Source organism: Mycobacterium sp. NGS16, assembly GCF_059813225.1.
The window spans coordinates 1-23,267 of record NZ_JCALEE010000010.1 but is presented as its reverse complement, the minus strand read 5'-3'; the positions used below and the strand labels follow the sequence as shown (position 1 = coordinate 23,267).

At 67.9% G+C, this 23,267-nt stretch carries 26 protein-coding genes; 21 read left to right on the top strand and 5 right to left on the bottom strand.

From position 1 onward, the window contains the following. The first annotated feature begins 19 nt into the window (after nucleotides 1-19). The 8 genes from AC5Y4Q_RS18575 to AC5Y4Q_RS18540 all read left to right on the top strand — a co-directional run bounded on the left by AC5Y4Q_RS18575 (nucleotide 20) and on the right by AC5Y4Q_RS18540 (nucleotide 7,483). Nucleotides 20-655, top strand: coding sequence for a TetR/AcrR family transcriptional regulator (locus tag AC5Y4Q_RS18575; protein ID WP_064921569.1), 636 nt, complete (start codon nucleotides 20-22; stop codon nucleotides 653-655). A gap of 111 nt (nucleotides 656-766) precedes the next feature. After that, nucleotides 767-1,972: a lipid-transfer protein gene (locus tag AC5Y4Q_RS18570; RefSeq protein ID WP_064921568.1), complete on the top strand. Its 1,206-nt coding sequence runs from the start codon at nucleotides 767-769 to the stop codon at nucleotides 1,970-1,972. 27 nt (nucleotides 1,973-1,999) lie between these two features. Beyond that, entirely contained in the window at nucleotides 2,000-2,449 is a 450-nt protein-coding gene (locus AC5Y4Q_RS18565; protein ID WP_064921567.1) for a type II toxin-antitoxin system Rv0910 family toxin, read from the top strand. Nucleotide 2,450: 1 nt separating this feature from the next. Further along, the gene (locus tag AC5Y4Q_RS18560; RefSeq protein WP_064921566.1) at nucleotides 2,451-3,317 is read left to right on the top strand and encodes a MaoC/PaaZ C-terminal domain-containing protein; all 867 of its coding nucleotides are present in this window, start codon (nucleotides 2,451-2,453) and stop codon (nucleotides 3,315-3,317) included. Between the two features lie 20 nt (nucleotides 3,318-3,337). After that, nucleotides 3,338-4,207, top strand: coding sequence for an SDR family oxidoreductase (locus AC5Y4Q_RS18555; RefSeq protein WP_064921565.1), 870 nt, complete (start codon nucleotides 3,338-3,340; stop codon nucleotides 4,205-4,207). Between the two features lie 16 nt (nucleotides 4,208-4,223). Next, nucleotides 4,224-5,474 carry an acyl-CoA dehydrogenase family protein gene (locus tag AC5Y4Q_RS18550; protein ID WP_064921564.1) on the top strand — a complete coding sequence of 417 codons (1,251 nt, stop codon included), beginning with the start codon at nucleotides 4,224-4,226 and terminating at the stop codon, nucleotides 5,472-5,474. 19 nt (nucleotides 5,475-5,493) lie between these two features. Then, entirely contained in the window at nucleotides 5,494-6,570 is a 1,077-nt protein-coding gene (locus AC5Y4Q_RS18545) for an AraC family transcriptional regulator (RefSeq protein WP_499959917.1), read from the top strand. A gap of 28 nt (nucleotides 6,571-6,598) precedes the next feature. Next, nucleotides 6,599-7,483: a metal-dependent hydrolase gene (locus AC5Y4Q_RS18540; protein WP_235663965.1), complete on the top strand. Its 885-nt coding sequence runs from the start codon at nucleotides 6,599-6,601 to the stop codon at nucleotides 7,481-7,483. A gap of 3 nt (nucleotides 7,484-7,486) precedes the next feature. Here AC5Y4Q_RS18540 and mntR read toward each other — a convergent pair whose 3' ends face one another. Beyond that, on the bottom strand, nucleotides 7,487-8,185 hold the full coding sequence (gene mntR, locus AC5Y4Q_RS18535) for a manganese-binding transcriptional regulator MntR (RefSeq protein ID WP_499959914.1): 699 nt from the start codon (nucleotides 8,183-8,185) through the stop codon (nucleotides 7,487-7,489). A 24-nt stretch (nucleotides 8,186-8,209) separates the two neighbouring features. Between mntR and AC5Y4Q_RS18530 the strand changes: the two genes are divergently transcribed. From AC5Y4Q_RS18530 to AC5Y4Q_RS18510, 5 genes are all read left to right on the top strand, one after another. Next, nucleotides 8,210-9,193 carry a bifunctional riboflavin kinase/FAD synthetase gene (locus AC5Y4Q_RS18530; protein WP_125225630.1) on the top strand — a complete coding sequence of 328 codons (984 nt, stop codon included), beginning with the start codon at nucleotides 8,210-8,212 and terminating at the stop codon, nucleotides 9,191-9,193. Between the two features lie 119 nt (nucleotides 9,194-9,312). Beyond that, nucleotides 9,313-9,582, top strand: coding sequence for a 30S ribosomal protein S15 (rpsO, locus tag AC5Y4Q_RS18525; protein ID WP_064921560.1), 270 nt, complete (start codon nucleotides 9,313-9,315; stop codon nucleotides 9,580-9,582). A gap of 289 nt (nucleotides 9,583-9,871) precedes the next feature. Beyond that, the gene (locus AC5Y4Q_RS18520) at nucleotides 9,872-12,133 is read left to right on the top strand and encodes a polyribonucleotide nucleotidyltransferase (RefSeq protein ID WP_499959912.1); all 2,262 of its coding nucleotides are present in this window, start codon (nucleotides 9,872-9,874) and stop codon (nucleotides 12,131-12,133) included. Further along, nucleotides 12,111-13,424, top strand: coding sequence for a M16 family metallopeptidase (locus AC5Y4Q_RS18515; RefSeq protein ID WP_499959910.1), 1,314 nt, complete (start codon nucleotides 12,111-12,113; stop codon nucleotides 13,422-13,424). The genes AC5Y4Q_RS18520 and AC5Y4Q_RS18515 overlap by 23 nt, the downstream gene beginning before the upstream one ends. A gap of 15 nt (nucleotides 13,425-13,439) precedes the next feature. Then, a complete protein-coding gene (locus AC5Y4Q_RS18510; protein WP_499959908.1) occupies nucleotides 13,440-14,465 on the top strand; it encodes a nitronate monooxygenase in 1,026 nt (341 codons plus the stop codon). A 5-nt stretch (nucleotides 14,466-14,470) separates the two neighbouring features. Here the strand turns inward: AC5Y4Q_RS18510 and AC5Y4Q_RS18505 are convergent, their stop codons facing one another. Continuing rightward, nucleotides 14,471-15,682: a PPE family protein gene (locus AC5Y4Q_RS18505; protein ID WP_499959906.1), complete on the bottom strand. Its 1,212-nt coding sequence runs from the start codon at nucleotides 15,680-15,682 to the stop codon at nucleotides 14,471-14,473. 16 nt (nucleotides 15,683-15,698) lie between these two features. Beyond that, nucleotides 15,699-15,998: a PE family protein gene (locus AC5Y4Q_RS18500; protein ID WP_064921555.1), complete on the bottom strand. Its 300-nt coding sequence runs from the start codon at nucleotides 15,996-15,998 to the stop codon at nucleotides 15,699-15,701. A 317-nt stretch (nucleotides 15,999-16,315) separates the two neighbouring features. Between AC5Y4Q_RS18500 and AC5Y4Q_RS18495 the strand changes: the two genes are divergently transcribed. The 7 genes from AC5Y4Q_RS18495 to AC5Y4Q_RS18465 all read left to right on the top strand — a co-directional run bounded on the left by AC5Y4Q_RS18495 (nucleotide 16,316) and on the right by AC5Y4Q_RS18465 (nucleotide 22,057). Next, nucleotides 16,316-17,224, top strand: a complete 909-nt coding sequence (locus AC5Y4Q_RS18495) for a metal-dependent hydrolase (protein ID WP_064921554.1) — start codon at nucleotides 16,316-16,318, stop codon at nucleotides 17,222-17,224. Nucleotides 17,225-17,244: 20 nt separating this feature from the next. Next, nucleotides 17,245-18,159, top strand: coding sequence for an alpha/beta fold hydrolase (locus tag AC5Y4Q_RS18490; protein WP_499959904.1), 915 nt, complete (start codon nucleotides 17,245-17,247; stop codon nucleotides 18,157-18,159). A 1-nt stretch (nucleotide 18,160) separates the two neighbouring features. Further along, a complete protein-coding gene (locus tag AC5Y4Q_RS18485) occupies nucleotides 18,161-19,234 on the top strand; it encodes a PDR/VanB family oxidoreductase (protein WP_064921552.1) in 1,074 nt (357 codons plus the stop codon). 74 nt (nucleotides 19,235-19,308) lie between these two features. After that, on the top strand, nucleotides 19,309-20,325 hold the full coding sequence (locus AC5Y4Q_RS18480; RefSeq protein ID WP_064921551.1) for an alpha/beta hydrolase: 1,017 nt from the start codon (nucleotides 19,309-19,311) through the stop codon (nucleotides 20,323-20,325). Nucleotides 20,326-20,401: 76 nt separating this feature from the next. Further along, a complete protein-coding gene (gene dapB / locus AC5Y4Q_RS18475; protein ID WP_499959901.1) occupies nucleotides 20,402-21,139 on the top strand; it encodes a 4-hydroxy-tetrahydrodipicolinate reductase in 738 nt (245 codons plus the stop codon). Between the two features lie 10 nt (nucleotides 21,140-21,149). Beyond that, nucleotides 21,150-21,605: a tetratricopeptide repeat protein gene (locus AC5Y4Q_RS18470; RefSeq protein WP_064921549.1), complete on the top strand. Its 456-nt coding sequence runs from the start codon at nucleotides 21,150-21,152 to the stop codon at nucleotides 21,603-21,605. After that, nucleotides 21,602-22,057, top strand: coding sequence for a flavodoxin family protein (locus AC5Y4Q_RS18465; RefSeq protein WP_064921548.1), 456 nt, complete (start codon nucleotides 21,602-21,604; stop codon nucleotides 22,055-22,057). The genes AC5Y4Q_RS18470 and AC5Y4Q_RS18465 overlap by 4 nt, the downstream gene beginning before the upstream one ends. Nucleotides 22,058-22,063: 6 nt before the next feature. On the opposite strand, the gene AC5Y4Q_RS18460 is transcribed toward AC5Y4Q_RS18465, so the two are convergent. Beyond that, the gene (locus tag AC5Y4Q_RS18460; RefSeq protein WP_064921547.1) at nucleotides 22,064-22,372 is read right to left on the bottom strand and encodes a CDGP domain-containing protein; all 309 of its coding nucleotides are present in this window, start codon (nucleotides 22,370-22,372) and stop codon (nucleotides 22,064-22,066) included. 125 nt (nucleotides 22,373-22,497) lie between these two features. On the opposite strand from AC5Y4Q_RS18460, the gene AC5Y4Q_RS18455 reads away from it, so the two are divergent. Further along, nucleotides 22,498-22,707, top strand: coding sequence for a hypothetical protein (locus AC5Y4Q_RS18455; RefSeq protein ID WP_234786516.1), 210 nt, complete (start codon nucleotides 22,498-22,500; stop codon nucleotides 22,705-22,707). Nucleotides 22,708-22,721: 14 nt separating this feature from the next. Here AC5Y4Q_RS18455 and AC5Y4Q_RS18450 read toward each other — a convergent pair. After that, a partial coding sequence (locus AC5Y4Q_RS18450; RefSeq protein ID WP_499959898.1) for an HNH endonuclease signature motif containing protein occupies nucleotides 22,722-23,267 on the bottom strand: 546 nt, incomplete at its 5' end.

The following is a 23,267-nucleotide window of genomic DNA, read 5'->3' as shown; positions in this document are numbered from 1 at the left end:
GAATCGTGGAGGTGCTGGGATGGCTGCGAGCGGGAGTGCACCGGCGGCGCGCCGCACCCAGGCGGAGCGCAGCGCCGCGATGCGGACTCGACTGCTCGATGCCACCATCGACTGCCTGGTGAGCTACGGCTACTCCGGCACCACCACGCCGCGTATCGCCGAACTGGCCGGCGTCACCCGGGGCGCCCAGATCCACCACTTCCGGTCGAAAGAAGATCTCGTCGTCGCCGCCGTCGAACACCTGGCCCAGCAGCGCACCCAGGCCGCCATCCGCGAACTCGGCCAGGTCCGGTCCATCCCGGACCCGGTGGCAACAGCCCTGGACTTCCTGTGGGAAGCCCACCAGGGGCCGATGTTCATTGCGACCGTGGAACTCTGGGTCGCCGCCCGCACCGACCGGGTCCTCGCACAGCACATCGAGCGGGTGGAAGCCGTCGTCAACGGGACCCTGGTCGCCGCGATCGCCCAGCTGATGCCCGGACACCCCGCCCAAAAAGAGATCCGCAACGTCGTCTACACCGCGATGGACGCACTGCGCGGCATCCTGGTGTCGAACTTCGTCGACGACGACCCGCAGCGCGCCCGGCGGCGCTGGGATCGGGCGTGCGTACACCTGCGTCAGGTCGCCACCGGCGTCTTGCCGTACCCCCACTGATATCGCTGGGCCGGCGGCGTGGCCCGCCGGGCGTGGCCCGCTGCGCGCCCTTGTAAAGATGCAATCACGTCTGTATGTTTTTAGCCACCTGGCGGGATGTGGAGGAGAACCATGGCGAACAGGGTGTATGTGATCGGCGTCGGGATGACGAAGTTCGAGAAGCCGGGCCGGCGTCACAACGACGACGGGTCGGCGTGGGACTACCCGGACATGGCCCGCGAATCCGGCACCAAGGCGCTGACCGACGCCGGGATCGACTACCGCGAGGTGGAGCAGGGCTACGTCGGTTACGTCTACGGTGAGTCCACCTCCGGGCAGCGGGCGCTGTACGAGCTGGGGCTGACCGGGATCCCGGTGGTCAACGTCAACAACAACTGTTCGACCGGTTCGACCGCGCTCTACCTTGCCGCCCAGGCGATCCGCGGCGGGCTGGCCGACTGCACCATCGCGCTGGGCTTCGAGAAGATGAAGCCCGGCTCGCTGGAGTCCACCTATGACGACCGTGCCCAGCCGATGGAAAAGCATGTGCTGGCGCTGGCCGAGATCTCCGAGGTGCTGTTCCCGGTGGCGCCGTGGATGTTCGGCGCCGCGGGCCGCGAGCACATCAAGCAATACGGTTCCACCGCCGAGCATTTCGCCAAGATCGGCTACAAGAACCACAAGCATTCGGTGAACAACCCCTACGCCCAGTTCCAGGACGAATACACCCTCGAGGACATCCTGGGCTCCCGGATGATCTATGACCCGCTGACCAAGCTGCAGTGCTCGCCGACCTCGGATGGCTCGGGGGCGGCGATCCTGGCCAGCGAGGGGTTCGTCGACAAGCACGGCCTGGCCGGGCGGGCCGTGGAGATCGTCGGGCAGGCGATGACCACCGACTTCGCCTCCACCTTCGACGGCACCGCCAAGAACCTGATCGGCTACGACATGAATGTGCAAGCTGCACAACGGGTCTACCGGCAGTCGGGCCTCGGACCGGAGGACTTCCAGGTGATCGAGCTGCACGACTGCTTCTCGGCGAACGAGCTGCTGCTCTACGAAGCGCTGGGGCTCTGCGCCGAAGGGGAGGCGCCCAAGTTGATCGACGACGGCGACACCACCTACGGCGGACGCTGGGTGGTCAACCCCTCGGGCGGCTTGATCTCCAAGGGGCATCCGCTGGGGGCCACCGGGCTGGCGCAGTGCTCGGAGTTGACCTGGCAGCTGCGGGGGGAGGCCGACCAGCGCCAGGTGCCGGGCGTCACCGCCGCCCTGCAACACAACATCGGCCTCGGTGGCGCCGCCGTGGTCACCGCCTACCAGCGCGCCGAGCGCTAGCCCACCGAGAGCCGAGGAGAACACCCCATGGGACACATCGAAGCCACCAAGAACCTGGCCGTCAGCCCGAACGCGTTGTGGGACACCATCAGCGATCTGTCCAGCTGGGACAAGTGGTTCACCATCCACGAGAAGTGGCTCACCGAGCCACCGGCTGCGCTGGAGCCGGGTTCGACGCTGACCGCCAAGATCGTCATGCTCGGGATGGCGAACAAGATCGAGTGGACGGTCGAGAAGGTCTCCGAAAAGGGGAGTGCCGGAAGCAGCCTGACGTTGTCGGGCACCGGCATGGCGGGGGTGAAGTGCCGGTTCGACTTCACGGTCAGCCCCGACGGCGACGGCTCGGTGTTCAGCGTGGCCGGCGACTTCGAGGGTGCGCTGATCAAGGGCGCGCTGGGGAAGGCGGTGGAGAAAGACGGCGCCAAGCAACTCGACAAGACGCTCGCGCAGCTTGAGGCGCTGGCAGCAGCGGCCTGAGATGGCCGACGAGCTGGAATTCGACGACGCCGGGCTGAACAAGTGGACCGACGAGGACCGCTTCGAGGTCACCCGGGAGCGGATCGTCTGTTATGCCGAGGCGACCAATGATCCGATCCCGGCGCACCGCAACGGCGATCTGGCGCCCCCGGTATTCGCGATCGTCCCGGTGTTCGAGTCGTTGCTGACGCCGACCGTCGAGGTCGCCCCGGTCGAACTGATCCCACGAGTGGTGCACGGCGAGCAGGACTTCCACTTCCACCGGCCGATTCGCCCCGGTGATCGGCTGGTCTCGCGCGGCAAGATGATCGGCTACGAGGGCCTGGAGAAGGGCACCCGCGCCGCCGTCTACCTCGAATGCCGCACTGAGGCCGGCGAATTGGTCAACGAACAGTATGTGACCTGTTTCTTCCGCGGCCACAATGTGGGCCGACGGGTGGGGGACCTCAGCCCCGGCCACAAGTTCGATGACGCGCTGCGGGAGCAGGCGCCGGTGGCCAAGGTCGTCCAACATATCGACCACGACCAGACGTTCCGTTATGGGCCGGCCGCGGGTGATCCGATGCCGATTCACCTGGACGAGGAAGTCGCCCGCGACGCCGGACTGCCGGGGATCATCGCGCACGGTCTGTGCACCATGGCGTTCACCTCCTGGGCGGTGCTCACCGAGGTGGCCGGCTCGGATGTCAACCGGCTGCGGCGCCTCGCGGTGCGGTTCTCCAAGATGGTGCTGCCCGGCGACGACCTTCAGACCCGGATCTGGACCAGTGGTCGCGGCGACGGCGCCACGACCTACGCATTCGAGACCGCGCGGGTAGGCACCGGCGAAATGGCCATCACCGACGGCTTGGCCGTCATCGCCGACTAGAGAACAGCAAGGAGCCATACATGGGTGTGTTGGAAGGCCGGGTCGCGGTGATCACCGGTGCCGGACGCGGGATCGGGCGCGAGCACGCCCTGCTCTTTGCCGCCGAAGGCGCCGCCGTGGTGGTCAACGACCTGGGCGGAAGTAATGCCGGCGAGGGTGCCGACGCTGCCACCGCGGCGCAGGTGGTCGACGAGATTGTGGCAGCCGGCGGCCGGGCGGTGGCCAACACCGACAACATCGCCGACTGGTCGTGCGCGAAAGGCCTTGTCCAGCAGGCCATCGACGAGTTCGGCCGGCTGGATGTGCTGGTCAACAACGCCGGAATCCTGCGGGATTCGTTCATCCCCGGAATGCAGGAGTCGCAGTGGGATGCCGTGATCGCCGTGCACCTCAAGGGGCATTTCGCGATGCTGCATCACGCCGCGGCCTACTGGAAGGCCCAATCCAAGGCCGGCGACCAGCCCAACGCCGCGGTGATCAACACCGCCTCGGGGTCGGGGGTCACGCTGCCCAACGCCGGTCAGGCGAATTACGGTGCGGCCAAGGCGGGAATCGCCGCCCTGACTCTGATCGCTGCCGAGGAGTTGGATCGCTACGGGGTGCGGGTCAACGCCATCGCCCCGATCGCCCGCACGCGTCTCACCCTGGCCACGCCCGGGATGGGGGCGCTGATGGCCGAGCCGGAGGACGGCGAGCTGGACTTGTTCAGCCCGGCCAACATCTCGCCGTTGGTGGCCTATCTGGCCACCGACAAGTGTCCGATCACCGGCACGGTGTACGCGGTGCAAGGTGGGGCGATCTCGAAACTGTCCGGGTGGCATGACACCGAGACCATCGAGACCGACGGCATCTGGCAGATCGACGACATCGCGGCGCGGCTGCCGCACTGACGCCGGGAGAACCCCTATGTTCGAGTGGTCTGAGACCGACCTCATCATGCGCGACACCGTTCGCGGCTTCATCGACAAAGAGATCCGGCCGCAGCTGGACGCGCTGGAAAGCGGTGCGCTGGCGCCTTATCCGATCGCGCGCAAGCTGTTCAGCGAGTTCGGTTTGGACGTGATGGCCGGTGAGGCCGTCAAGAACATGCTGGACAAGCAACGCGCCAACGCCGCGTCGCCTGCGGCCGACCGCGCGTCCCCGGGCGCAAGGGGCGATCTCGGCGGTCAGCTCTCGATGGCCGCGATCATGGTCTCTGAGCTGTCCGGGGTCAGCATCGGGCTGCTGTCCACCGTCGGGGTCAGCCTCGGCCTGGGTGCGGCCACGATCATGAGCCGCGGCACGCTGGCGCAGAAGGAGCGCTGGCTACCCGACCTGATGACGCTGGACAAGATCGCCTGTTGGGCCATCACCGAACCGGACGCCGGCTCGGACGCATTCGGCGGGATGAAGACCTATGTGCGGCGTGCCGCCGATGGCACCGGCGACTACATCCTCAACGGGCAGAAGACCTTCATCACCAACGGTCCCTACGCCGACGTGCTGATCGTCTACGCCAAGTTGGACGACGGCTCGGGCGTTGATCGGCGCGACCGGCCGGTGTTGACCTTCGTCCTCGACGCCGGGATGCCCGGGCTGACCCAGGGCAAGCCGTTCAAGAAAATGGGCATGATGTCCTCGCCGACCGGTGAGTTGTTTTTCGACAACGTGCGGCTCACGCCGGACCGGTTGCTCGGCGAGACCGAACAGCACACTGGTGGTGACGGGCGAGAAAGCGCCCGGGCCAATTTCGTCGCCGAACGCGCGGGGGTCGCGCTGATGTCACTGGGCATCATCAACGAATGCCACCGGCTGTGTGTCGACTACGCCAAGACCCGCACGCTGTGGGGCCAGAACATCGGGCAGTTCCAGCTGATCCAACTCAAGCTGGCCAAGATGGAGGTGGCCCGGATCAACGTGCAGAACATGGTGTTTCAGACGCTGGAAAAGGTGCGGGCGGGAAAGATGCCGTCACTGGCCGAGGCGTCGGCGATGAAGCTGTACTCATCGGAGGCGGCCACCGAGGTGGCGATGGAGGCGGTGCAGCTGTTCGGCGGCAACGGCTACATGGCCGAATACCGGGTGGAACAACTGGCCCGCGACGCCAAATCGCTGATGATCTACGCCGGCAGCAATGAGGTGCAGGTCACCCATATCGCCAAAGGCTTGCTGAGCTAGATTTGATACATTCGGACATGTGGCGATAGGCGGTGCCGCGCAGGCGGATTGGGATATTCCGCGACCCTCGGCGACTTGCAGGCATCTGCTAGAGGCCGCCCGGCTGCACGGCATCGACGTGGCGGCTTGCCTGGCCGGAACCGGCCTGAGCGTGGCGGACATCGAGGACAGTGCAACGGAAGTCCAGGCCGGCCAGGAGCTGGGTATCGTGCGCAACGTCCTCGCGTGCGTCGATGATCCGCATGAATTCGCCTGCGATGTCGGACTCCAGTACAACTTCGCGAATATGGGGGTGTTCGGGTACGCCTTGCTGGCGAGTCCGACGTTGGGTGATGCGGTGAACATCGCCTGCCGCTACGCGACCCTGTCATCGACGTTTCTCCGGCTGAGCCGGCATGACGCCGCCGACGGGGTGGTCATCGAATTCGACGACAGCGCGGTCCCGGCCGACGTCCGGAGCTTCCTGCTGGCACGTGACCTGTTCGCACTGACCACCATGGTGCCGCTGCTGCTCAGTCAGCTCGAATCCGACATCGAGGTCAAGGTCGAACTTCCTGGTATCGAATTTCCCACGGAACGAATCGATCTCCCCAGGGTGACGGTCGAGTTCGATACGTCGTCGGCGCGCAGCGCATTGAGGATCCCGGCCGATGTGCTGGCCCTGGCGATGCCGGCAGCCGACCCTGCCACCGCCGAGGCGTGTGCACAGCAGTGTGAGGAGTTGCTGCAGACCCGCCGTCAGCGTCGGGGGATCGCCGCCCGCGTCCGGGGCAGGTTGGTTCGCGATCCCGGAGCCTTGCCGTCGATGGCCACGATCGCCGCCGAGTTGGGCATCACCGAACGCACCCTGCATCGCCGGCTGGCCGCCGAACACACCAGTTACCGAGCCTTGGTAGACGAGGTCCGCGCGACCCTTGCGGCGACGCTGCTCGGATCGGGTCTCACCGTCGAGGAGACCGCGCGGCAACTGGGGTACTCCGAAGCCGCCGCGTTCACCCGCGCGTTCCTTCGGTGGAGTGGCGGTACGCCGCCCAGCCGGCATCGCGGCCGGATGTCCGAATCGATCAAATCCGTGTCCGGTTCGCTCATTCACTAGTCACGCCCACCGGCTTAGCGTTGCCGGCATGGCGAATGTGATGACGGTCCCGACGGTGCGGCGGATGAAGTTCGGTTTCGCTGCTCACCCCGATGCGAACAGGTATTTCGCGGATGGCAGCATCGTGTTCAGCCACCTGGTGGCGATCCTGTCCGCGATCTTCCCGCCGGGCGAGGACATCTTCGTGCGTTCGGTGCGCCGCTACGTCGATGTCATCGACGACCCCGACCTGAAGAAGCGGGTGACCGGCTTCATCGGACAGGAGAAGACGCACGGGTTGCAGCACCGCGAGCTCAACGAACAACTGGCGGCGATGGGATATCCGACCGCATGGTTCGAGTACCTGCTGGGCAGCACCGAGCGCATGGAGAAGTTCCTCGACAAGCAGTATCCCAGCCCGGACCGGCTGCGGCGACTTCGCCACTTCTTCCTCGGGTTCACAGTGGCCGCAGAACATTTCACCGCGGTGTGGGCAGAGAACATCCTCAAACGCCCCGAGGTCCAGGCGATGATGTACGACCCCGAGATCCGCAATCTGCTGAACTGGCATGCGCTGGAAGAGCTCGAACATAAGTCGGTCGTTTTCGACGTCTACCGGGCCATCGGCGTTCCCGAGTCGACCCGCATCCGGTGGATGCGCTTCGCGCAGAACTGCGGAATCCCGATCCTGGTGCTGTTCACCTGGCTCTCGATCGCCACCACCGACGTCGAGGGCCGCCGTCAACCGTTCCGGATCCTCAAGGAGACGGTGCAGATGCTGCGCAATCCGATGTGGAAGGGCTTCTACTCCGACATGCGGCCGTTCAACAAGCGGGACTTTCACCCCGACCAGATCGACACCACCGAACTCGTCGCGCGCTGGCAGCAAGAACTCTTCGGAACCGCAGGTCAGCTCGCCGGCCACGTGAGGTGACGGTCATACCACCCAAATTGCCTGCGCGGCAGGGCTTCCCAGGTCAATCGTGGCCTGCTCGCCGTCGGCGCCCGCGGGGGAATCCAGCACCACCGAGATGATCCCGGCGAAGTCGCGGCGAGTCAGCACCCGCACCCGGGCATCGAGGCTGATACCCACCTGGGCAAAGTAGCGCAGCATCTCCGGGTCGTTGTCGGAGATACGGGCCACCGTGCCGGTGTCGCCGTCGGCGCACGCCCACAGTTGGCGGGCCGGGGGAGTGGGCACCTGTCCGTCGGCGGCCGGAATCGGGTCGCCGTGCGGGTCGCGCTGCGGGAATCCCAGCTTGGCGTCGATCCGCGCCACCAGCTGATCGGAGACCGCATGCTCAAGCACCTCGGCTTCGTCGTGCACCTCGTCCCAGCTGTAGCCGAGTTCGCGCACCAGAAACGTCTCGATCAGCCGGTGCCGGCGCACCATGCCCAGCGCGGCGCGGCGTCCCTGGTCGGTGAGCGTCACCGCGCCGTACTTCTCGTGATCCACCAGGCCCGCCTCGGCGAGTTTGCGGATGGATTCCGAGGCGGTGCTGGCCGAGACACCGATTTTCTCCGCCAGCATCTTGGTGCTGACCTTGTCGGGTGACCATTCCTGCGCGGTCCAGATGACTTTCAGATAGTCCTGGGCGACGGTGGTCAGGCCATCCGACTGCTCCCAAGGGCTCACAGCCAACAGTTTAGGCTTGCGGTTGTGCAGCGGTGGCGGGGGCAGGACGAGATCCCCACAGACTGGGGCAGGTGCGTGCTCACCATCGGCGTGTTCGACGGTGTGCACCGCGGCCATGCCGAACTGATCGCACATGCGGTGAAGGCCGGCAAGGCCCGCGGGGTGCCGACGGTGCTGATGACCTTCGACCCGCACCCGATGGAGGTGGTCTACCCCGGCAATCACCCCGCGCAGCTCACCACGTTGGCGCGCCGCGCCGAGCTGGTCGAAGAGGCCGGCGTGGACGTGTTCCTGGTGATTCCGTTCACCTCCGACTTCATGAAGCTCACCCCGGACCGCTACGTCCACGAGCTCTTGGTCGAGCACCTGCACGTGGTCGAGGTCGTGGTGGGGGAGAACTTCACCTTCGGCCGCAAGGCGGCCGGCAACGTCGAGACGCTGCGCCGCGCCGGCGAGCAGTTCGGTTTCGCGGTGCAGTCGGTGTCGCTGGTGGCTGAGCGCGCCGACACCGACCCGGCCCAGTCGGTCACCTTCTCCTCGACCTACATCCGGTCGTGCGTGGACGCCGGCGACGTCGTGGCCGCCGCCGAGGCCCTGGGCCGGCCACACCGGGTGGAGGGCCTGGTGGTGCGCGGCGACGGCCGCGGGAAGAACCTGGGCTTTCCGACCGCCAACGTGGCGCCGTCGGCCTACGCGGCGATCCCGGCCGACGGGGTGTATGCCGCGTGGTTCACCGTGCTGGGACACGGCCCGGTGCCCGGCACCGTCGTCGCCGGTCAACGCTGCCGGGCCGCGGTGTCGGTCGGCACCAATCCGACCTTCTCCGGGCGGGCCCGCACCGTCGAGGCGTTCATCCTCGATCAAACCGCCGACCTGTACGGTCAGCGGGTCGCCGTCGACTTCGTCAGCCGGATCCGCGGTCAGGAGAAGTTCGACTCGGTGGCGGACCTGGTGGCGGTGATGAACACCGACGTCGAGAAGACCCGCACTCTGCTCGCCGAAGACTGACCGGCAGCTCGATTGGGTTCGGCCGCCACAGCGCTGCTAGACTTCCCGCTCGGCGTGCTGCAGTCCGCGGCGGCCGCCGTAATCACCTTTCGCGGGACGACATTGATGGAGATGTTTTCGTGGCGCTGACCGCCGAGCAGAAAAAAGAGATCCTGGGCAACTACGGTCTGCACGAGACCGACACCGGATCGCCCGAGGCGCAGGTCGCGCTGCTGACCAAGCGGATCGTCGACCTCACCGAACACCTCAAGACCCACAAGCACGACCACCACTCCCGGCGCGGCCTGCTGCTGCTGGTCGGCCGGCGGCGTCGCCTGCTCAAGTACCTCGCCCAGATCGATGTGGCGCGTTACCGCTCGCTCATCGAGCGCCTGGGCCTGCGTCGCTGACAACCGGCGATAACCGTCGCCGTGTAGAGTGATACCGTTCCGGGCCTTGCGCCCGGACACCGGTGTGGCGTACGCAGTCCGCGCGCGCCACTCCGGCACGTCACGACGGGACATGTTCCCACGATCGGCCAGACCTGAGTCGGGCGGTCTTCGGTAGTGGCAGCCGGGTCTGCGATTTCAAGGATCCGGCCGCTTCGATCGACGACCGTAGCCGCATCCAGGTTCTTCGCTGGTCCACGTCTGGCGTTGCGAAACAGCTGAAACGAACCAGGAAGGCCGCACGGCGTCCATGTCTGCCATTGAAATTGAAGAAGGCGTTTTCGAGTCCACCGCCACCATCGACAACGGGAGCTTCGGCACCCGCACCATCCGCTTCGAGACCGGCCGGTTGGCCCAGCAGGCGGCCGGCAGTGTCGTGGCCTACCTCGACGACGAGACCATGCTGCTGTCGGCGACCACCGCCAGCAAGGCTCCCAAGGAGCACTTCGACTTCTTCCCGCTCACCGTCGACGTCGAGGAGCGGATGTATGCCGCCGGGCGCATCCCGGGCTCCTTCTTCCGTCGCGAGGGCCGGCCGTCCACCGACGCGATCCTGACCTGCCGGCTCACCGACCGCCCGCTGCGCCCGTCGTTCGTCGAGGGCCTGCGCAACGAGATCCAGGTCGTGGTGACCGTGCTGAGCCTGGACCCCCGGGACCTCTACGACGTGGTGGCGATCAACGCCGCCTCGGCGTCCACGCAGCTGGCCGGGCTGCCGTTCTCCGGCCCGGTCGGGGCGGCGCGGGTGGCGCTGATCGACGGCAGCTGGGTGGCGTTCCCCACCGTCGAGCAGCTCGAGCGCGCGGTGTTCGACATGGTGCTGGCCGGCCGTGTCCTCGATGACGGTGACGTGGCGATCATGATGGTCGAGGCCGAGGCCACCGAGAACGTCATCGAGCTGATCGAAGCCGGTGCGCAGGCGCCGACGGAGGCCGTGGTGGCCGAGGGCATGGAGGCGGCCAAGCCGTTCATCGCGGCGCTGTGCAAAGCCCAGCAGGAGCTGGCCGACGCGGCCGGGAAGCCGACCAGCGACTACCCGCTGTTCCCCGCCTACGGCGAGGACGTCTACTACGCGGTGGCCTCCGTCGCCACCGACGAGCTGGCCAAGGCGCTGACCATCGCCGGCAAGGCCGAGCGCGACGAGCGGACCGAGGAGATCAAGGCCGAGGTGCTGACGCGCCTGGCCGAGACCTACGAGGGCCGCGAGAAGGAGATCAGTGCGGCCTACCGCAGCCTGACCAAAAAGCTGGTGCGCCAGCGCATCCTGACCGACCACTTCCGCATCGACGGCCGCGGTATCACCGACATCCGGGCCCTCTCCGCCGAGGTGGCGGTGGTGCCCCGGGCGCACGGCAGCGCACTGTTCGAGCGTGGCGAGACCCAGATCCTCGGGGTGACCACGCTGGACATGATGAAGATGGCGCAGCAGATCGACTCGCTGGGGCCGGAGACCTCCAAGCGCTACATGCACCACTACAACTTCCCGCCGTACTCCACCGGTGAGACCGGCCGGGTCGGTTCGCCCAAGCGCCGCGAGATCGGCCACGGCGCCTTGGCCGAGCGGGCCCTGGTTCCGGTGCTGCCGAGCGTCGAGGAGTTCCCCTACGCCATCCGGCAGGTATCGGAAGCCCTGGGCTCCAACGGATCCACCTCGATGGGATCGGTCTGCGCGTCCACGCTGGCACTGCTCAACGCCGGTGTGCCGCTGAAGGCTCCGGTCGCCGGTATCGCGATGGGCCTGGTCTCCGACGATGTCGAGGTGGACGGCAAGACCGAGCGCCGCTTCGTCGCGCTCACCGACATCCTCGGTGCCGAGGACGCGTTCGGCGACATGGACTTCAAGGTCGCCGGCACCAAGGACTTCGTCACCGCGCTGCAGCTGGACACCAAGCTCGACGGCATCCCGTCCAAGGTGCTCGCCGGTGCGCTGAGCCAGGCCAAGGAGGCGCGGCTGACCATCCTGGAGGTGATGGCCGAGGCCATCGACGCCCCCGACGAGATGAGCCCGTACGCGCCGCGGGTCACCACGATCAAGGTTCCGGTGGACAAGATCGGTGAGGTGATCGGCCCCAAGGGCAAGATGATCAACTCGATCACCGAGGAGACCGGCGCCCAGATCTCCATCGAGGACGACGGCACCGTGTTCGTCGGCGCCACCGACGGCCCCTCGGCGCAGGCCGCGATCGACAAGATCAACGCGATCGCCAACCCGCAGCTGCCCAAGATCGGCGAGCGATTCCTGGGCACCGTGGTCAAGACCACCGACTTCGGCGCGTTCATCTCGCTGCTGCCGGGCCGCGACGGGCTGGTGCACATCTCCAAGCTCGGCAAGGGCAAGCGCGTGGCGAAGGTCGAGGACGTCGTCAAGGTCGGCGACAAGCTGCGGGTGGAGATCGCCGACATCGACAACCGCGGCAAGATCTCGCTGGTGCCCGTCGAGGATGCAGCGGACGCCGCGACCCAAGAAGCGGGGTCGACTGAGCCTGCCGATGCCGCAGCCACCGAGAGCTGACATCGCGCGCGCCACACTGCGACGCACCACGCTGTCGGGCGGACTGCGGGTGGTCACCGAGTACCTCCCAGGGGTCCGTTCGGCATCGGTGGGCGTCTGGGTCGGCGTCGGATCACGCGACGAGGGCGCCACGGTGGCCGGGGCGGCGCACTTCCTGGAGCACCTGCTGTTCAAGGCCACCCCGACTCGCACGGCGGCCGGCATAGCGCAGGCCATGGACGCCGTCGGCGGTGAGCTCAACGCCTTCACCGGCAAGGAGCACACCTGCTACTACGCCCATGTGCTCGACACCGATCTGGAGCTGGCCGTCGCGCTGGTCAGCGATGTGGTGCTCAACGGGTCCTGCGCGGCCGCCGATGTCGACCTCGAACGCGACGTGGTGCTCGAGGAACTCGCGATGCGCGACGACGATCCCGAGGACGCGCTGGGTGATGTGTTCTTGTCGACGCTGTTCGGCGAGCATCCGATCGGACGGCCGGTGATCGGCAACGTCGAATCGGTGACGGCGATGACCCGCGCCCAGCTGCGCTCGTTTCACCAGCGTCGCTACACCCCGGAGCGCATGGTGGTGGCGGTGGCCGGCAATGTCGATCACGACACCGTAGTGGCGCTGGTGCGAGAACACTTCGGGCATCGCCTGATTCGAGGCGAGAAGCCTGCCCCGCCGCGGCGCGGCACCGCCCGGGTGCCGGGCACTCCCGGGCTGACCGTGGTCAACCGTGACGCCGACCAGACCCACATGTCGCTGGGGGTGCGCGCCCCGGGGCGGTACTGGCCGCACCGTCAGGCCCTGGCGGTGCTGAACACGGCTCTCGGTGGGGGATTGAGTTCGCGGTTGTTTCAACAGGTTCGGGAGTCCCGCGGGTTGGCGTACTCGATCTACTCGTCGGTGGACACCTTCGCCGATGCGGGCGCCCTGTCGGTCTACACCGCCTGCCAGCCGGAGCGATTCGCCGAAGTGGCGGCGGTGACCGCCGAAGTCCTCGACTCGGTTGCGCGTGACGGCATCAGTGCTGAAGAGTGCCGGATCGCGAAAGGTTCGTTACGCGGCGGATTGCTTCTGGGCCTGGAGGATTCGGGTTCGCGGATGCACCGGTTGGGTCGTACCGAATTGAACTACGGACGCTACCGTCCCATCTCCCGCACGCTGCGGGAGCTGAACGCAGTCACCGTCGAAGAGGTCAACGCGGTGGCGCACCGACTGTTGCGCGGCCCCTACGGGGTGGCGGTACTGGGCCCCTACCGGTCGAAAGGGGCGCTGCCCCGCCGGCTGCGGGCGCTGGCCGGTTGATGGCAGGGTAGGGGAATGGCTTTCAGCTTCTCCGAACTCGCGGTCCCCCTGGTCGGTGCGCCGATGGCCGGCGGTCCCAGCACACCGGCGCTGGCGGCCGCGGTGTCGCAGGCGGGCGGGCTGGGATTCGTCGCGGGCGGCTACCGTACCCCGCAACAACTGGCCGACGACATCACCGCCGCCCGCAGCGCCACCGCCGGCCCGATCGGGGCCAATCTGTTTGTGCCGCAACCCAGCGACGCCGATCTGGTGCTGCTCGACGAGTATGCCGACCTGCTGGAACCACTGGCCGAGCACTACGGCGTCGAATTGGGCCGGCCCCGCTTCGGCGACGACGACTGCTGGCCGGAGAAGTTCGACGTGATCGCCGACCTGCGGCCCACCGTGGTGTCGTTCACGTTCGGGACGCCGGCGCCGGAGGACCTGGCGAAGCTGCGTGCGCTACGCATCCTGACCGTGGTCACGGTGACCTCGGCTTATGAGGCCGGCGTCGCGGTGGCGCACGGCGCCGATGCCCTGGTGGTGCAGGGCCCCCGCGCCGGCGGTCATCGCGGTACTTTCGCGCCCGATGTGCGCCCCGGCAGCGAACCTCTCGAGGAGCTGCTGGCCGAGATCAGCCATGCCCACCGCGACGTCCCGCTGGTAGCGGCCGGTGGCCTGGGCACCGCCGCCGACGTCGCCGGCGTGCTGGGACGAGGTGCGGTGGCCGCGCAGGTCGGTACCGCACTGCTGCTCTCGGATGAGGCGGGCACCAATCCGACGCACCGTGCGGCGCTGACGAATCCGGAATTCAGCAACACCACGGTGACGTGTGCGTTCTCCGGCCGCTACGCGCGCGGACTGGAAAACGACTTCACCCGGACCCTCGACAACGTGGCGCCGGTGGGATACCCCGAGATCAACCACATGACCACACCGATCCGGGCGGCGGCGGTGGCGGTGGACGACCCGCACGGCACCAGCCTGTGGGCCGGGACCGCCTACCGGACCGCCCGCCCGGGCCCGGCCGCCGACATCGTCGCGGCGCTGGCGTCGGGTTGATCCGCTCACCACATGGTGGACCGTCGGCCCTTGACTGCCTTCCGTTTTGCGTCCTCTTCGGATGCCTTGTGATTTCGTGAGCCGGCGCCGCCGCGCCCATCCATCGCCATCAGCGGAGCACCGCCGAACAGCGGCATGCCGCTGAACATCCCGCCGGCGCGTTCGGTCGCGACCAGGTTGGCCATCGGGAACTCAGCGGCGGCGAGCCGCATCTCCGGGGCTGCGGTGGCCCAGGCCCTGGGAACCGACAGGCCGCTGACCGAGGCCGCGTTGCCGATCGCCGCCGAGGCCGCCGATGTTGCCGATGTCAGGCCCGCAGGGGCCAGCGTCGGCGTCAGGCCCAACGGCAGGCCGGCCGCGATGGCGGCCGGGGCTGCTTCCGCCAGGCCGAAGGGCGACGGGAGATCGGCGGCGGCGATCAGGTATTCGGGGATGAACGCGGCGATGATGGCGCTGCTCATCATGGTCGAGACCGGGGCGGCGCCCAGCGTCGACAGGTCGCTGAAAATGGGTGGAAGCGCCAGGCCGTCTGCTGCGAGCGCTTCGGCTGGGGACGGCAGCGTGCTCGGCAAGCCCTGCATCGTCTGCGGGAGGGACGAGGAGGCCTGGCCGGCCGCGTCCCCAGCCACGTCGGTGGCCGCCTCCCCGAGCGCATCGGTGGCCGAAACGCCTTCCGCGGCCACGCCGCCCGCGTCGGCCGTCTGGGGCGGGGTGCTGAACGGTGTCATCTGCGACGCGGCCTCGGCGGCAGCGCCGTAGCTGTACATCGCGGACGCGTCTTGGGCCCACATCTCGCCGTAGAGGGCCTCGGTGGCGGCGATCGCCGGGGCGTTCTGGCCGAAGAAGTTCGTTGCGACCAGCGTCGCCAACTGCATGCGGTTGGCGGCGATCACCGCCGGCGGAACAGTCATCGCGAACGCGCTCGCATGCGCCGCGGCCGCGGCCTTGGCCTGGGCGCTGGTCTGCTCGGCTTGCTCAGCGGTGGCGCTGAGCCAGGTGGCATACGGTGCGGCCGCGGCGGCCATCTTCGTCGATGCCGGTCCCAGCCAGGGGCCACTGGTCAGCTCCGTGACCACCGACCGGTAGCTTGCCGCCGCGGTGTGCAGTTCGGCGGCCAACTCATCCCAGGCCGCCGAGGCGGCCAGCAGCGACCCTGAACCAGGGCCGGCGTACATGCGACCGGAGTTGACTTCCGGCGGGAGCGCTGCGAAATCCACTGCTGTGTCTCCTGCCTTATCCGGCCGCGATCGCGTTGGCGGCCTCGGCGGTGGCGTAGGCGTTCGCGCCGCCGTTGAGGGTGGCCACAAACGTCTCGTGAATAGCTGCGGCTTGCGCGCTGATCTGGTGGTACTGCTGCGCTTGGACGGCGAATCGCGCGGCGAGCATCGCCGAGACCTCGTCGGCGGCCGGCGGCACCACTGCGGTTGTCGGGACCGCCGCCGCCGCGTTTTGGGCCGCGAGCGCGACTCCGGTGCTCGACAAACAATTGGCGGCGGTTGCCATCGCCTCAGGATGTGCGGTTACGAACGACAACAGGGCTCTCCTCAAATACGGCAGCAGACATGGAAAAGGGCCAGCTTCTTGGTGGAGTCGGCCCTTATGGGAGCCACGTTTCCCGACAGCCGCCCCGACTTCCAAGCTGGTTAACGAAGTCTTAACGGCCGCAACGAGACGTTTACAAAAAAGTTAATGATCGCTCATGTTGACGTGATGGCCGGTTTGAGGTATTGACGCCGGTGCAAATTCGGCGAGGATGTCGATCTAGCCGGTACCGGTGGTATCGTTGTACCCTGGCGAATCATCTGTCCACGACAAAGACAAAAGCTAGCTCTTTGTAAATGGGGGTTGACATGCTCAAGGTTGACGACAGCGCGGCCGGCCCACACGACGGAGCGCTGGACCACGAGCGGATCGTCCTGCAGGCCCGGGACGTCGACTTCGACTGGTCGGACCTGCCGGTGCACTACGTACCCGGGGAACCCTTCGCCACCCACTTCTGCAACGTGCTGCACCTGCTACTGCCCGCCGGCGAGGAGTTCTTCGTCGAGGTGTTCAAGCAGGCGCTGCCGCTGATCAAGGACGACCAACTGCGCCTCGACGTGCAGGGATTCATCGGGCAGGAGGCCACCCACTCCCAGGCGCACGCCGGCGTCGTCGACCACCTGGCCGCGCGCGGCGTCGACATGTCGCCGTTCACCGGCCAGATCAAATGGCTGTTCGCTCGCCTGCTCGGGGACCGGCCGCACTGGAGCAAGCGCCGCCAGCAGCGCTGGCTGTTGGAACGGGTGGCGCTGGTGGCCGCCGTCGAGCACTACACGGCGATTCTGGGGGAGTGGGTGCTCGACAGCCCGGCGCTGGATGCGGTCGGGGCGCATCCGGCGATGCTGGACATGCTGCGCTGGCACGGCGCCGAAGAGGTCGAGCACAAGGCCGTGGCCTTCGACGTGATGAAGCACCTGCGGGCCGGATATCTCCGGCAGGTTCGCACCCAGCTGGCCGTCACCCCGCTGATGCTGTTGCTGTGGGTGCGCGGGCTGCGGTTCATGTACAAGGTGGACCCGCAGCTGCCACCGGGAACCAAGCCGCGCTGGCGGGACTGGTTCGCGGTGGCGCGTCGCGGCCTGGTGCCCGCCCCGTTTGAATTCTTGCCCGCCATCGCCTCCTACTACCGGCCGGGCTTTCACCCGGCGCAACTGGGCGGGGTGGAGAAGGCGGTCAACTACCTCGCAGTTTCCCCCGCCGCCCGCGCCACGCATTGACCACCGGAAGAAGAGGCCCCATGACCACTCTGACCGCATCCGACGGTGTCACACTGGCGGTGCATACCTACACCGACGTGGACCCGCAGCGGCCGACGATCCTGGCGATCCACGGCTATCCGGACAATCACCACGTCTGGGACGGCGTGGCCGAGGCGCTCGCCGACACCGGCCGCTACAACGTCGTCGCCTACGACGTGCGCGGCGCGGGTGCGTCTGCGGCACCGGCGGACAGGTCCGGTTACCGGCTTCCTCAACTGACCGCCGACGTCGGCGCGGTGATCGCCCACCTCGGCGTGGAGCAGGTTCACCTGCTGGGCCACGACTGGGGATCGATCCAGGGCTGGGCGGCGGTCACCGACCCGTGTGTCGCCTCCAAAATCGCTTCCTACACCTCGATTTCCGGGCCCCACCTGGATTACGCCGGCCGGTTCCTGCGGTCACCGCGCAACCTGCGGGCGGTCGTGGATGTGATTCGACAGTTGCTGGAGTCGTCCTACATCTGGCTGTTTTTGACCCCCCGATTGCCCGAGGCGCTGTTCCGGTCCGGATTCGGCGGCAAACTCATCGACACCCTGGAGCGCATCGGCCGCTCCGGCGGTCAGCGGCGGGCCACGCACCGCGGCGAGAACGACTACGTCAACGGACTCAACCTCTACCGGGCCAACATGCCGCGACCGTTTTTAAAGCCGTCCGCGCCGCTTCCGGTCACCGAGGTCGCCGTGCAGGTGCTTGCACCGCGGCTGGACCTGTTCGTCAGCCCCGCCTTGCAGCGGTTCACCGGCTCGATCCCGCCCCGGCACCGGGTGCTGGACATCGACGGTGGGCACTGGGTGGTGACCGACCGGCCCGAGATGATCGCCCGGCACACCGCCGACTGGGTGGAGCGGGCTGTGGCCGACAATGCCGGCGCACCCGAGTCTCGGCAGAGCTGATATGCCGCAAAGGATCTGGAGTTCCCGGCCTGCTGACCTCTACGGCCGGCGCAAACACGATCGCTTCTACAACATGCTGTGGATGGCGGTCACGCTGTTCGGCGGGGTCTCGGGGCTGTCGCGCTGGAAGCCGTCGCGGGTCGCCCCGGTCTCACGGACCATCACCGCGGTCGTCACCAAGCGCGAGATGCTCACGGACGACGTGGTGGCCCTGACGATCGCAGACCCTCGTGGGCTGCTGCCGTCCTGGACCCCGGGCGGTCACATCGATGTCCAGCTGCCGTCGGGGCGTCGCCGACAGTACTCGCTGTGCGGTGTGCCGGGGCGGCGCACCGAGTACCGCATCGCGGTGCGGCGGCTCGACGACGGCGGCGGCGGCTCGGTGGAGATGCACGAGTCCTACGCGGTGGGCGACACCTTGGTGTTCGAGGGCCCGCGTAACGCGTTCTATCTCGGCACCGGTGAGAGCGACGTGCTGTTCGTCATCGGCGGCATCGGGGTGACCCCGATGCTGCCGATGCTGCGCGAGGCGGCGCAACGCGGAATCGATTGGCGCGCGGTCTATGCCGGCCGCAGTCGGGCCGACATGCCGCTGCTCGACGAGGTACTGGGAGTCGATCCCGAGCGGGTCACGGTGTGGGCCGACGACGAGCACGGGCGGTTCGCCGGCACCGACGAACTGCTGGCCGGCGCCGGTCCGCAGACCGCGGTCTATGTGTGCGGCCCGCCCGCCATGCTCGAAGCGGTGCGCACCACCCGTGACCAACATGCCGATGCGCCGCTGCACTACGAGCGGTTCAGTCCGCCGCCGGTGGTGGACGGCCTGCCCTTCGAGCTGGAGCTCGCCCGGTCGCGGCGGCTGCTGCAGGTCCCGGCGGACCGTTCGGCCCTGGATGTGATGCTCGACGCCGACCCGACGACGGCATGCTCGTGCCGGCAGGGGTTCTGCGGTACCTGCAAAGTCAAGGTGGTCTCCGGTGATGTCGACCGGCGCGGGCGCACCGCGGAGGGCGACGACGAGATGCTCGTCTGCGTCTCCCGGGCCAACGGCGGCCGGATCGTCATCGACGCGTGAGCGAATTGGCGTTAACTTCCAGTCGATTTCGACGAATCACGGCGCCCGCTCAGCTGTCCCCCTAGACTTCCCGGATGCCCGGAGCCGGTTCGATACATCCTGCAAGTCTTCCCGCCAAGCTGATCTACGCGGTCGCCCATGCCATCACCCCGCGCCTGGTGCGGCGCCTGGTGCTGCACGCCGGCACCGGAACCGTCGCCGGCCGGATGACGACGATGGGCCGTCGGATCAACACCCTGGCCAAGCTGCAGCGGGTGCGGCCGTTCCTGGGGGTGAGCTTCACCCGCGGTGAGGCCGCCGCCGTCCCGGTCGAGGTCGTGCGGGCGGCTGATCGCGGCCGGCCCCTCGGCGAGGCGTTCCGCGACGGCGTCATCCTGTATTTCCACGGCGGCGGCTTCGTCACCGGCGGCCTGGACACCCATCTGCATGTGGTGGCCAAGCTCGCCCGCCGCACCCGGCTGCCGGTCGTCCACGTCGATTACCGGCAGTATCCGCAGGTGACGGTGGACGGTTCGGTGGACGATTGTGTCGGCGCCTACCGGTGGCTGCTCGGTCTTGGCGCCGACCCGGCCAAAACGGTGCTGGTGGGTGACTCCGCCGGTGGGTTCCTGGCGTTCGCGACCGCGCTGACCGGTCAACAACGGGGCCTGCCCGCTCCGGCCGGGGTGATCGGGATCTCGGCGCTGCTGGAGCTCGACGGTGTCGCGCGCAGCACCCACTCGAACCGGACCGCCGACGCCTTCGGCATTCCGGCGGTGCTGCCCGACATCGTTGATCTGGTGTGCCCGTCGCCGAGCATGCGCCACGCGCTGTCGCCGATCAACGGCCGGTTGGACACGATGCCACCGGCGCTGCTGCTCGCTGCCGAGTCGGAGATCCTGCGCTGCGATGCAGAACGCCTGCACGCCGCGCTGGCGCAACTGGGCCGGCCCAGCCGCCTTGAGGTGTGGGCGCGTGAACTGCACGCCTTCCCGGCGCTCTTCCCGTTCCTGCCGGACAGCCGGGCGGCGTTCGATCAGATGTGCCGCTTCGTGACCGAACGCCTGGTCGAGGCCGACCGGCCCGGCGAGGCCCGCCGGGAGGTGTCCTGAGGGGCGCTGCCGTGTTGACAGCGGCGACCCCGCGCCCGGCTTCGTCGCGCTCGCCGTCCCCGCTAGGGTTGCAGCCATGCGGGTAGCAGTGCTGGGCGCCAAGGGCAAAGTCGGCGCCACGATGGTTGCGGCGGTGCGCGCCGCCGAGGATCTGACCCTATCCGCCGAGATCGACGCCGGTGACGAGCTGAGCCTGCTGACCGACGGCGGCACCGAGGTCGTGATTGACTTCACCCACCCCGACGTCGTGATGGACAATCTGAAGTTCTTGATCGACCACGGAATTCACGCCGTGGTCGGCACCACGGGATTCACGCAGGAGCGGCTCGAGCAGGTACGCTCCTGGTTGGCGGCCAAACCCGGGGCGTCGGTGCTGATCGCACCCAACTTCGCCATCGGGGCGGTGCTGTCGATGCACTTCGCGGTCCAGGCCGCCAAGTACTTCGAATCGGTAGAGGTCATCGAGCTGCACCACCCGCAGAAGGCCGATGCGCCTTCGGGCACCGCGACCCGCACCGCCGCGCTGATCGCCGAGGCCCGAAAAGGACTGCCGCCCAACCCCGATGCCACCAGCACCGGCCTGCCCGGAGCGCGGGGCGCCGACGTCGACGGTGTTCCGGTGCACTCGGTACGGCTGGCCGGGCTGGTCGCCCACCAGGAGGTGCTGTTCGGGACCATGGGCGAAACGCTCACCATTCGCCACGACAGCATCGACCGGACGTCGTTCGTTCCCGGGGTGCTGCTGGCGGTACGTCGCGTCGCCGAATTCCCCGGTCTGACGATCGGCATCGAGCCTCTCCTCGACCTGAAATAAGGTAGTCGAAGTGTCGGCGGCCACCCGGATCAAGGCGCTCATCGCCTTCATGTGCCTGGCGCTGCTGATGTATCTGGTGTTCTTGGGCCGGATCGCGGTGCTGCTGATCACCTCCGGCTCGTTACCGGCGATCGGGATGGGCCTGGCGCTGCTGATCATGCCGTTCATCGGGCTGTGGGCGATGATCGCCACCCTGCGCGACGGCCTCGCCCACCAGCGGCTGTCCCGGTTGATCGCCGTCGACGGGATGGAACTGGACGCCAGTGCGTTGCCGCGACGGCCGTCGGGTCGTATCGAACGCGACGCCGCCGATGCCCTGTTCCACACGGTGCGCGCCGAACTCGACGCCGACCCGGACAACTGGCGGCGCTGGTACCGGCTGGCCCGCGCCTATGAGTACGCCGGGGACCGTCGCCGGGCGCGGGAGGCGATGAAAACCGCGGTCCGGCTGCAGGAGAGCCGATGAGCAAGACGCTGCTGGTGGTTCACCACACGCCCTCGCCGTACTGCCAGGCCATGTTCGAGGCGGTGGTCTCCGGGGCCGGTACCCCGGAGATCGAGGGAGTCGAGGTGGTGCGTCGCGCGGCGCTGGCGGTGTCGCCGACCGACATGCTCTCGGCCGACGGCTACCTGTTGGGCAGCCCGGCCAACCTGGGCTATCTCAGCGGCGCCCTCAAGCACGCCTTCGACGTGTGCTACTACCCGATCCTGGACTCGACCCGCGGTCGGCCCTTCGGGCTGTATCTGCACGGCAACGAAGGCACCGAGGGCGCCGAACGTGCGGTCGACGCCATCACGACCGGCCTGGGGTGGGTGAAGGCCGCTGACTATGTGGTGGTCTCCGGCAAGCCCGGCAAGGCCGAATTGGAAGCGTGCTGGGAACTCGGTGCGACGGTGGCCGCCCAGTTGATGGACTGAGCACCGCTACGGACCGATGTGCGTCTCCGGCTGGTAGAACGAGTGGAACGGATACTGTCGGCCCAGCGGGCCCATCTGGTGACAGTCCTGCTGCGACGGTGGCGATTTCGGCGGCTCGTAGTAGTAGATCACGCAGCGCTGCCAGCTACCGTCGGGCTGAACCGGGCCGTCGCACTTCTGGGCGGTGGAGAAGAACAGCAGCGGGTTGTCCTGACAACCGGCATGGGCCACCGGCGCCGAGGCGACCAGCCACCCGGTCATCAGCCCGGCGGCAGCCAGCGTGGCGGCCAAGCCCCCGGTGAGATAGCGCTTCACGGCCGTCTCCTTCCCGCCCCGTCGTGTTGTCGAGAGACTACGCCGGATGTCGCAGGTGTTTGCCAGGTTGAGCGCTCCGCGGTTTTCAGACTCTCGCCGGGGGCGAAGCGATAGGCTCCCATACCGTGACCCAAGCAAACGACACCGTGTCCACCACGGACCTGCTTGCGCGCACGCTGGAATCCGTGCGCGCGGCCTACCAGAACATCGCGGAGCTGGCCGAGCACCAGGACGGCATCTATGCCGTGGCGCAGACCGCTAGGGGCACCGCGCTCATCCACGACCTGCGCAAGTCGCTCGACCAGCTCAATAAGATCCTGCCCTTCAAGAGCTAGTTGCCCGCCCGCCGTCAGGGTGGGGTTTTGTTGAGGGCGCGTTCGGAGTTGATGTGGTGGGCGCGGTCTTGGGTTCGGGTGCGTGTGCGGGTGGGCATCATTAGGCCGCGGTCGGTGTTTGGTGCGGGTGGTGGCGGTGGTGGCGGTGGTGTGCCGGTGGGTGTGTATAGGGTGGGGAACAGCAGTGTGCTGCCGGGTCGGGTGGTGTAGGTGTGGCCGGTGGGGCTGGTCCAGTTTATTGTGCCGTTGGGGTGTTGGGTGTCGTGCCAGCCTGTGGGGCCGGTCCAGAAGGTTTTGAGTAGGTGGTGTTTTCGGCAGAGGCAGCGCAGGTTGGCGGGGTGGGTCGGCCCGATCGGGTAGGCGATGGCGTGGTCGATGTCGCAGACGGTGGCGGGCTGGTCGCAGCCGGGGAATCGGCAGGTGAGGTCGCGGGCCCGGACGAAGGCGGCCAGCGCTGTTGAGGGCCGGTAGTGCGGTTCGGCCGGCAGATCGGCCGGGTCGCGCAGCGGTTTGACGGTGGCACCGTGGGTGACCAGCTGGGCCAGCAGTGGTGCGGGGAC

Coding starts and splice junctions, on each gene's coding strand:
- AC5Y4Q_RS18575 (WP_064921569.1), top strand. CDS start 20: ATGGCTGCGAGCGGGAGTGCACCGGCGGCGCGCCGCACCCAGGCGGAG.
- AC5Y4Q_RS18570 (WP_064921568.1), top strand. CDS start 767: ATGGCGAACAGGGTGTATGTGATCGGCGTCGGGATGACGAAGTTCGAG.
- AC5Y4Q_RS18565 (WP_064921567.1), top strand. CDS start 2,000: ATGGGACACATCGAAGCCACCAAGAACCTGGCCGTCAGCCCGAACGCG.
- AC5Y4Q_RS18560 (WP_064921566.1), top strand. CDS start 2,451: ATGGCCGACGAGCTGGAATTCGACGACGCCGGGCTGAACAAGTGGACC.
- AC5Y4Q_RS18555 (WP_064921565.1), top strand. CDS start 3,338: ATGGGTGTGTTGGAAGGCCGGGTCGCGGTGATCACCGGTGCCGGACGC.
- AC5Y4Q_RS18550 (WP_064921564.1), top strand. CDS start 4,224: ATGTTCGAGTGGTCTGAGACCGACCTCATCATGCGCGACACCGTTCGC.
- AC5Y4Q_RS18540 (WP_235663965.1), top strand. CDS start 6,599: ATGGCGAATGTGATGACGGTCCCGACGGTGCGGCGGATGAAGTTCGGT.
- AC5Y4Q_RS18520 (WP_499959912.1), top strand. CDS start 9,872: ATGTCTGCCATTGAAATTGAAGAAGGCGTTTTCGAGTCCACCGCCACC.
- AC5Y4Q_RS18515 (WP_499959910.1), top strand. CDS start 12,111: ATGCCGCAGCCACCGAGAGCTGACATCGCGCGCGCCACACTGCGACGC.
- AC5Y4Q_RS18510 (WP_499959908.1), top strand. CDS start 13,440: ATGGCTTTCAGCTTCTCCGAACTCGCGGTCCCCCTGGTCGGTGCGCCG.
- AC5Y4Q_RS18495 (WP_064921554.1), top strand. CDS start 16,316: ATGCTCAAGGTTGACGACAGCGCGGCCGGCCCACACGACGGAGCGCTG.
- AC5Y4Q_RS18490 (WP_499959904.1), top strand. CDS start 17,245: ATGACCACTCTGACCGCATCCGACGGTGTCACACTGGCGGTGCATACC.
- AC5Y4Q_RS18485 (WP_064921552.1), top strand. CDS start 18,161: ATGCCGCAAAGGATCTGGAGTTCCCGGCCTGCTGACCTCTACGGCCGG.
- AC5Y4Q_RS18480 (WP_064921551.1), top strand. CDS start 19,309: ATGCCCGGAGCCGGTTCGATACATCCTGCAAGTCTTCCCGCCAAGCTG.
- dapB (WP_499959901.1), top strand. CDS start 20,402: ATGCGGGTAGCAGTGCTGGGCGCCAAGGGCAAAGTCGGCGCCACGATG.
- AC5Y4Q_RS18465 (WP_064921548.1), top strand. CDS start 21,602: ATGAGCAAGACGCTGCTGGTGGTTCACCACACGCCCTCGCCGTACTGC.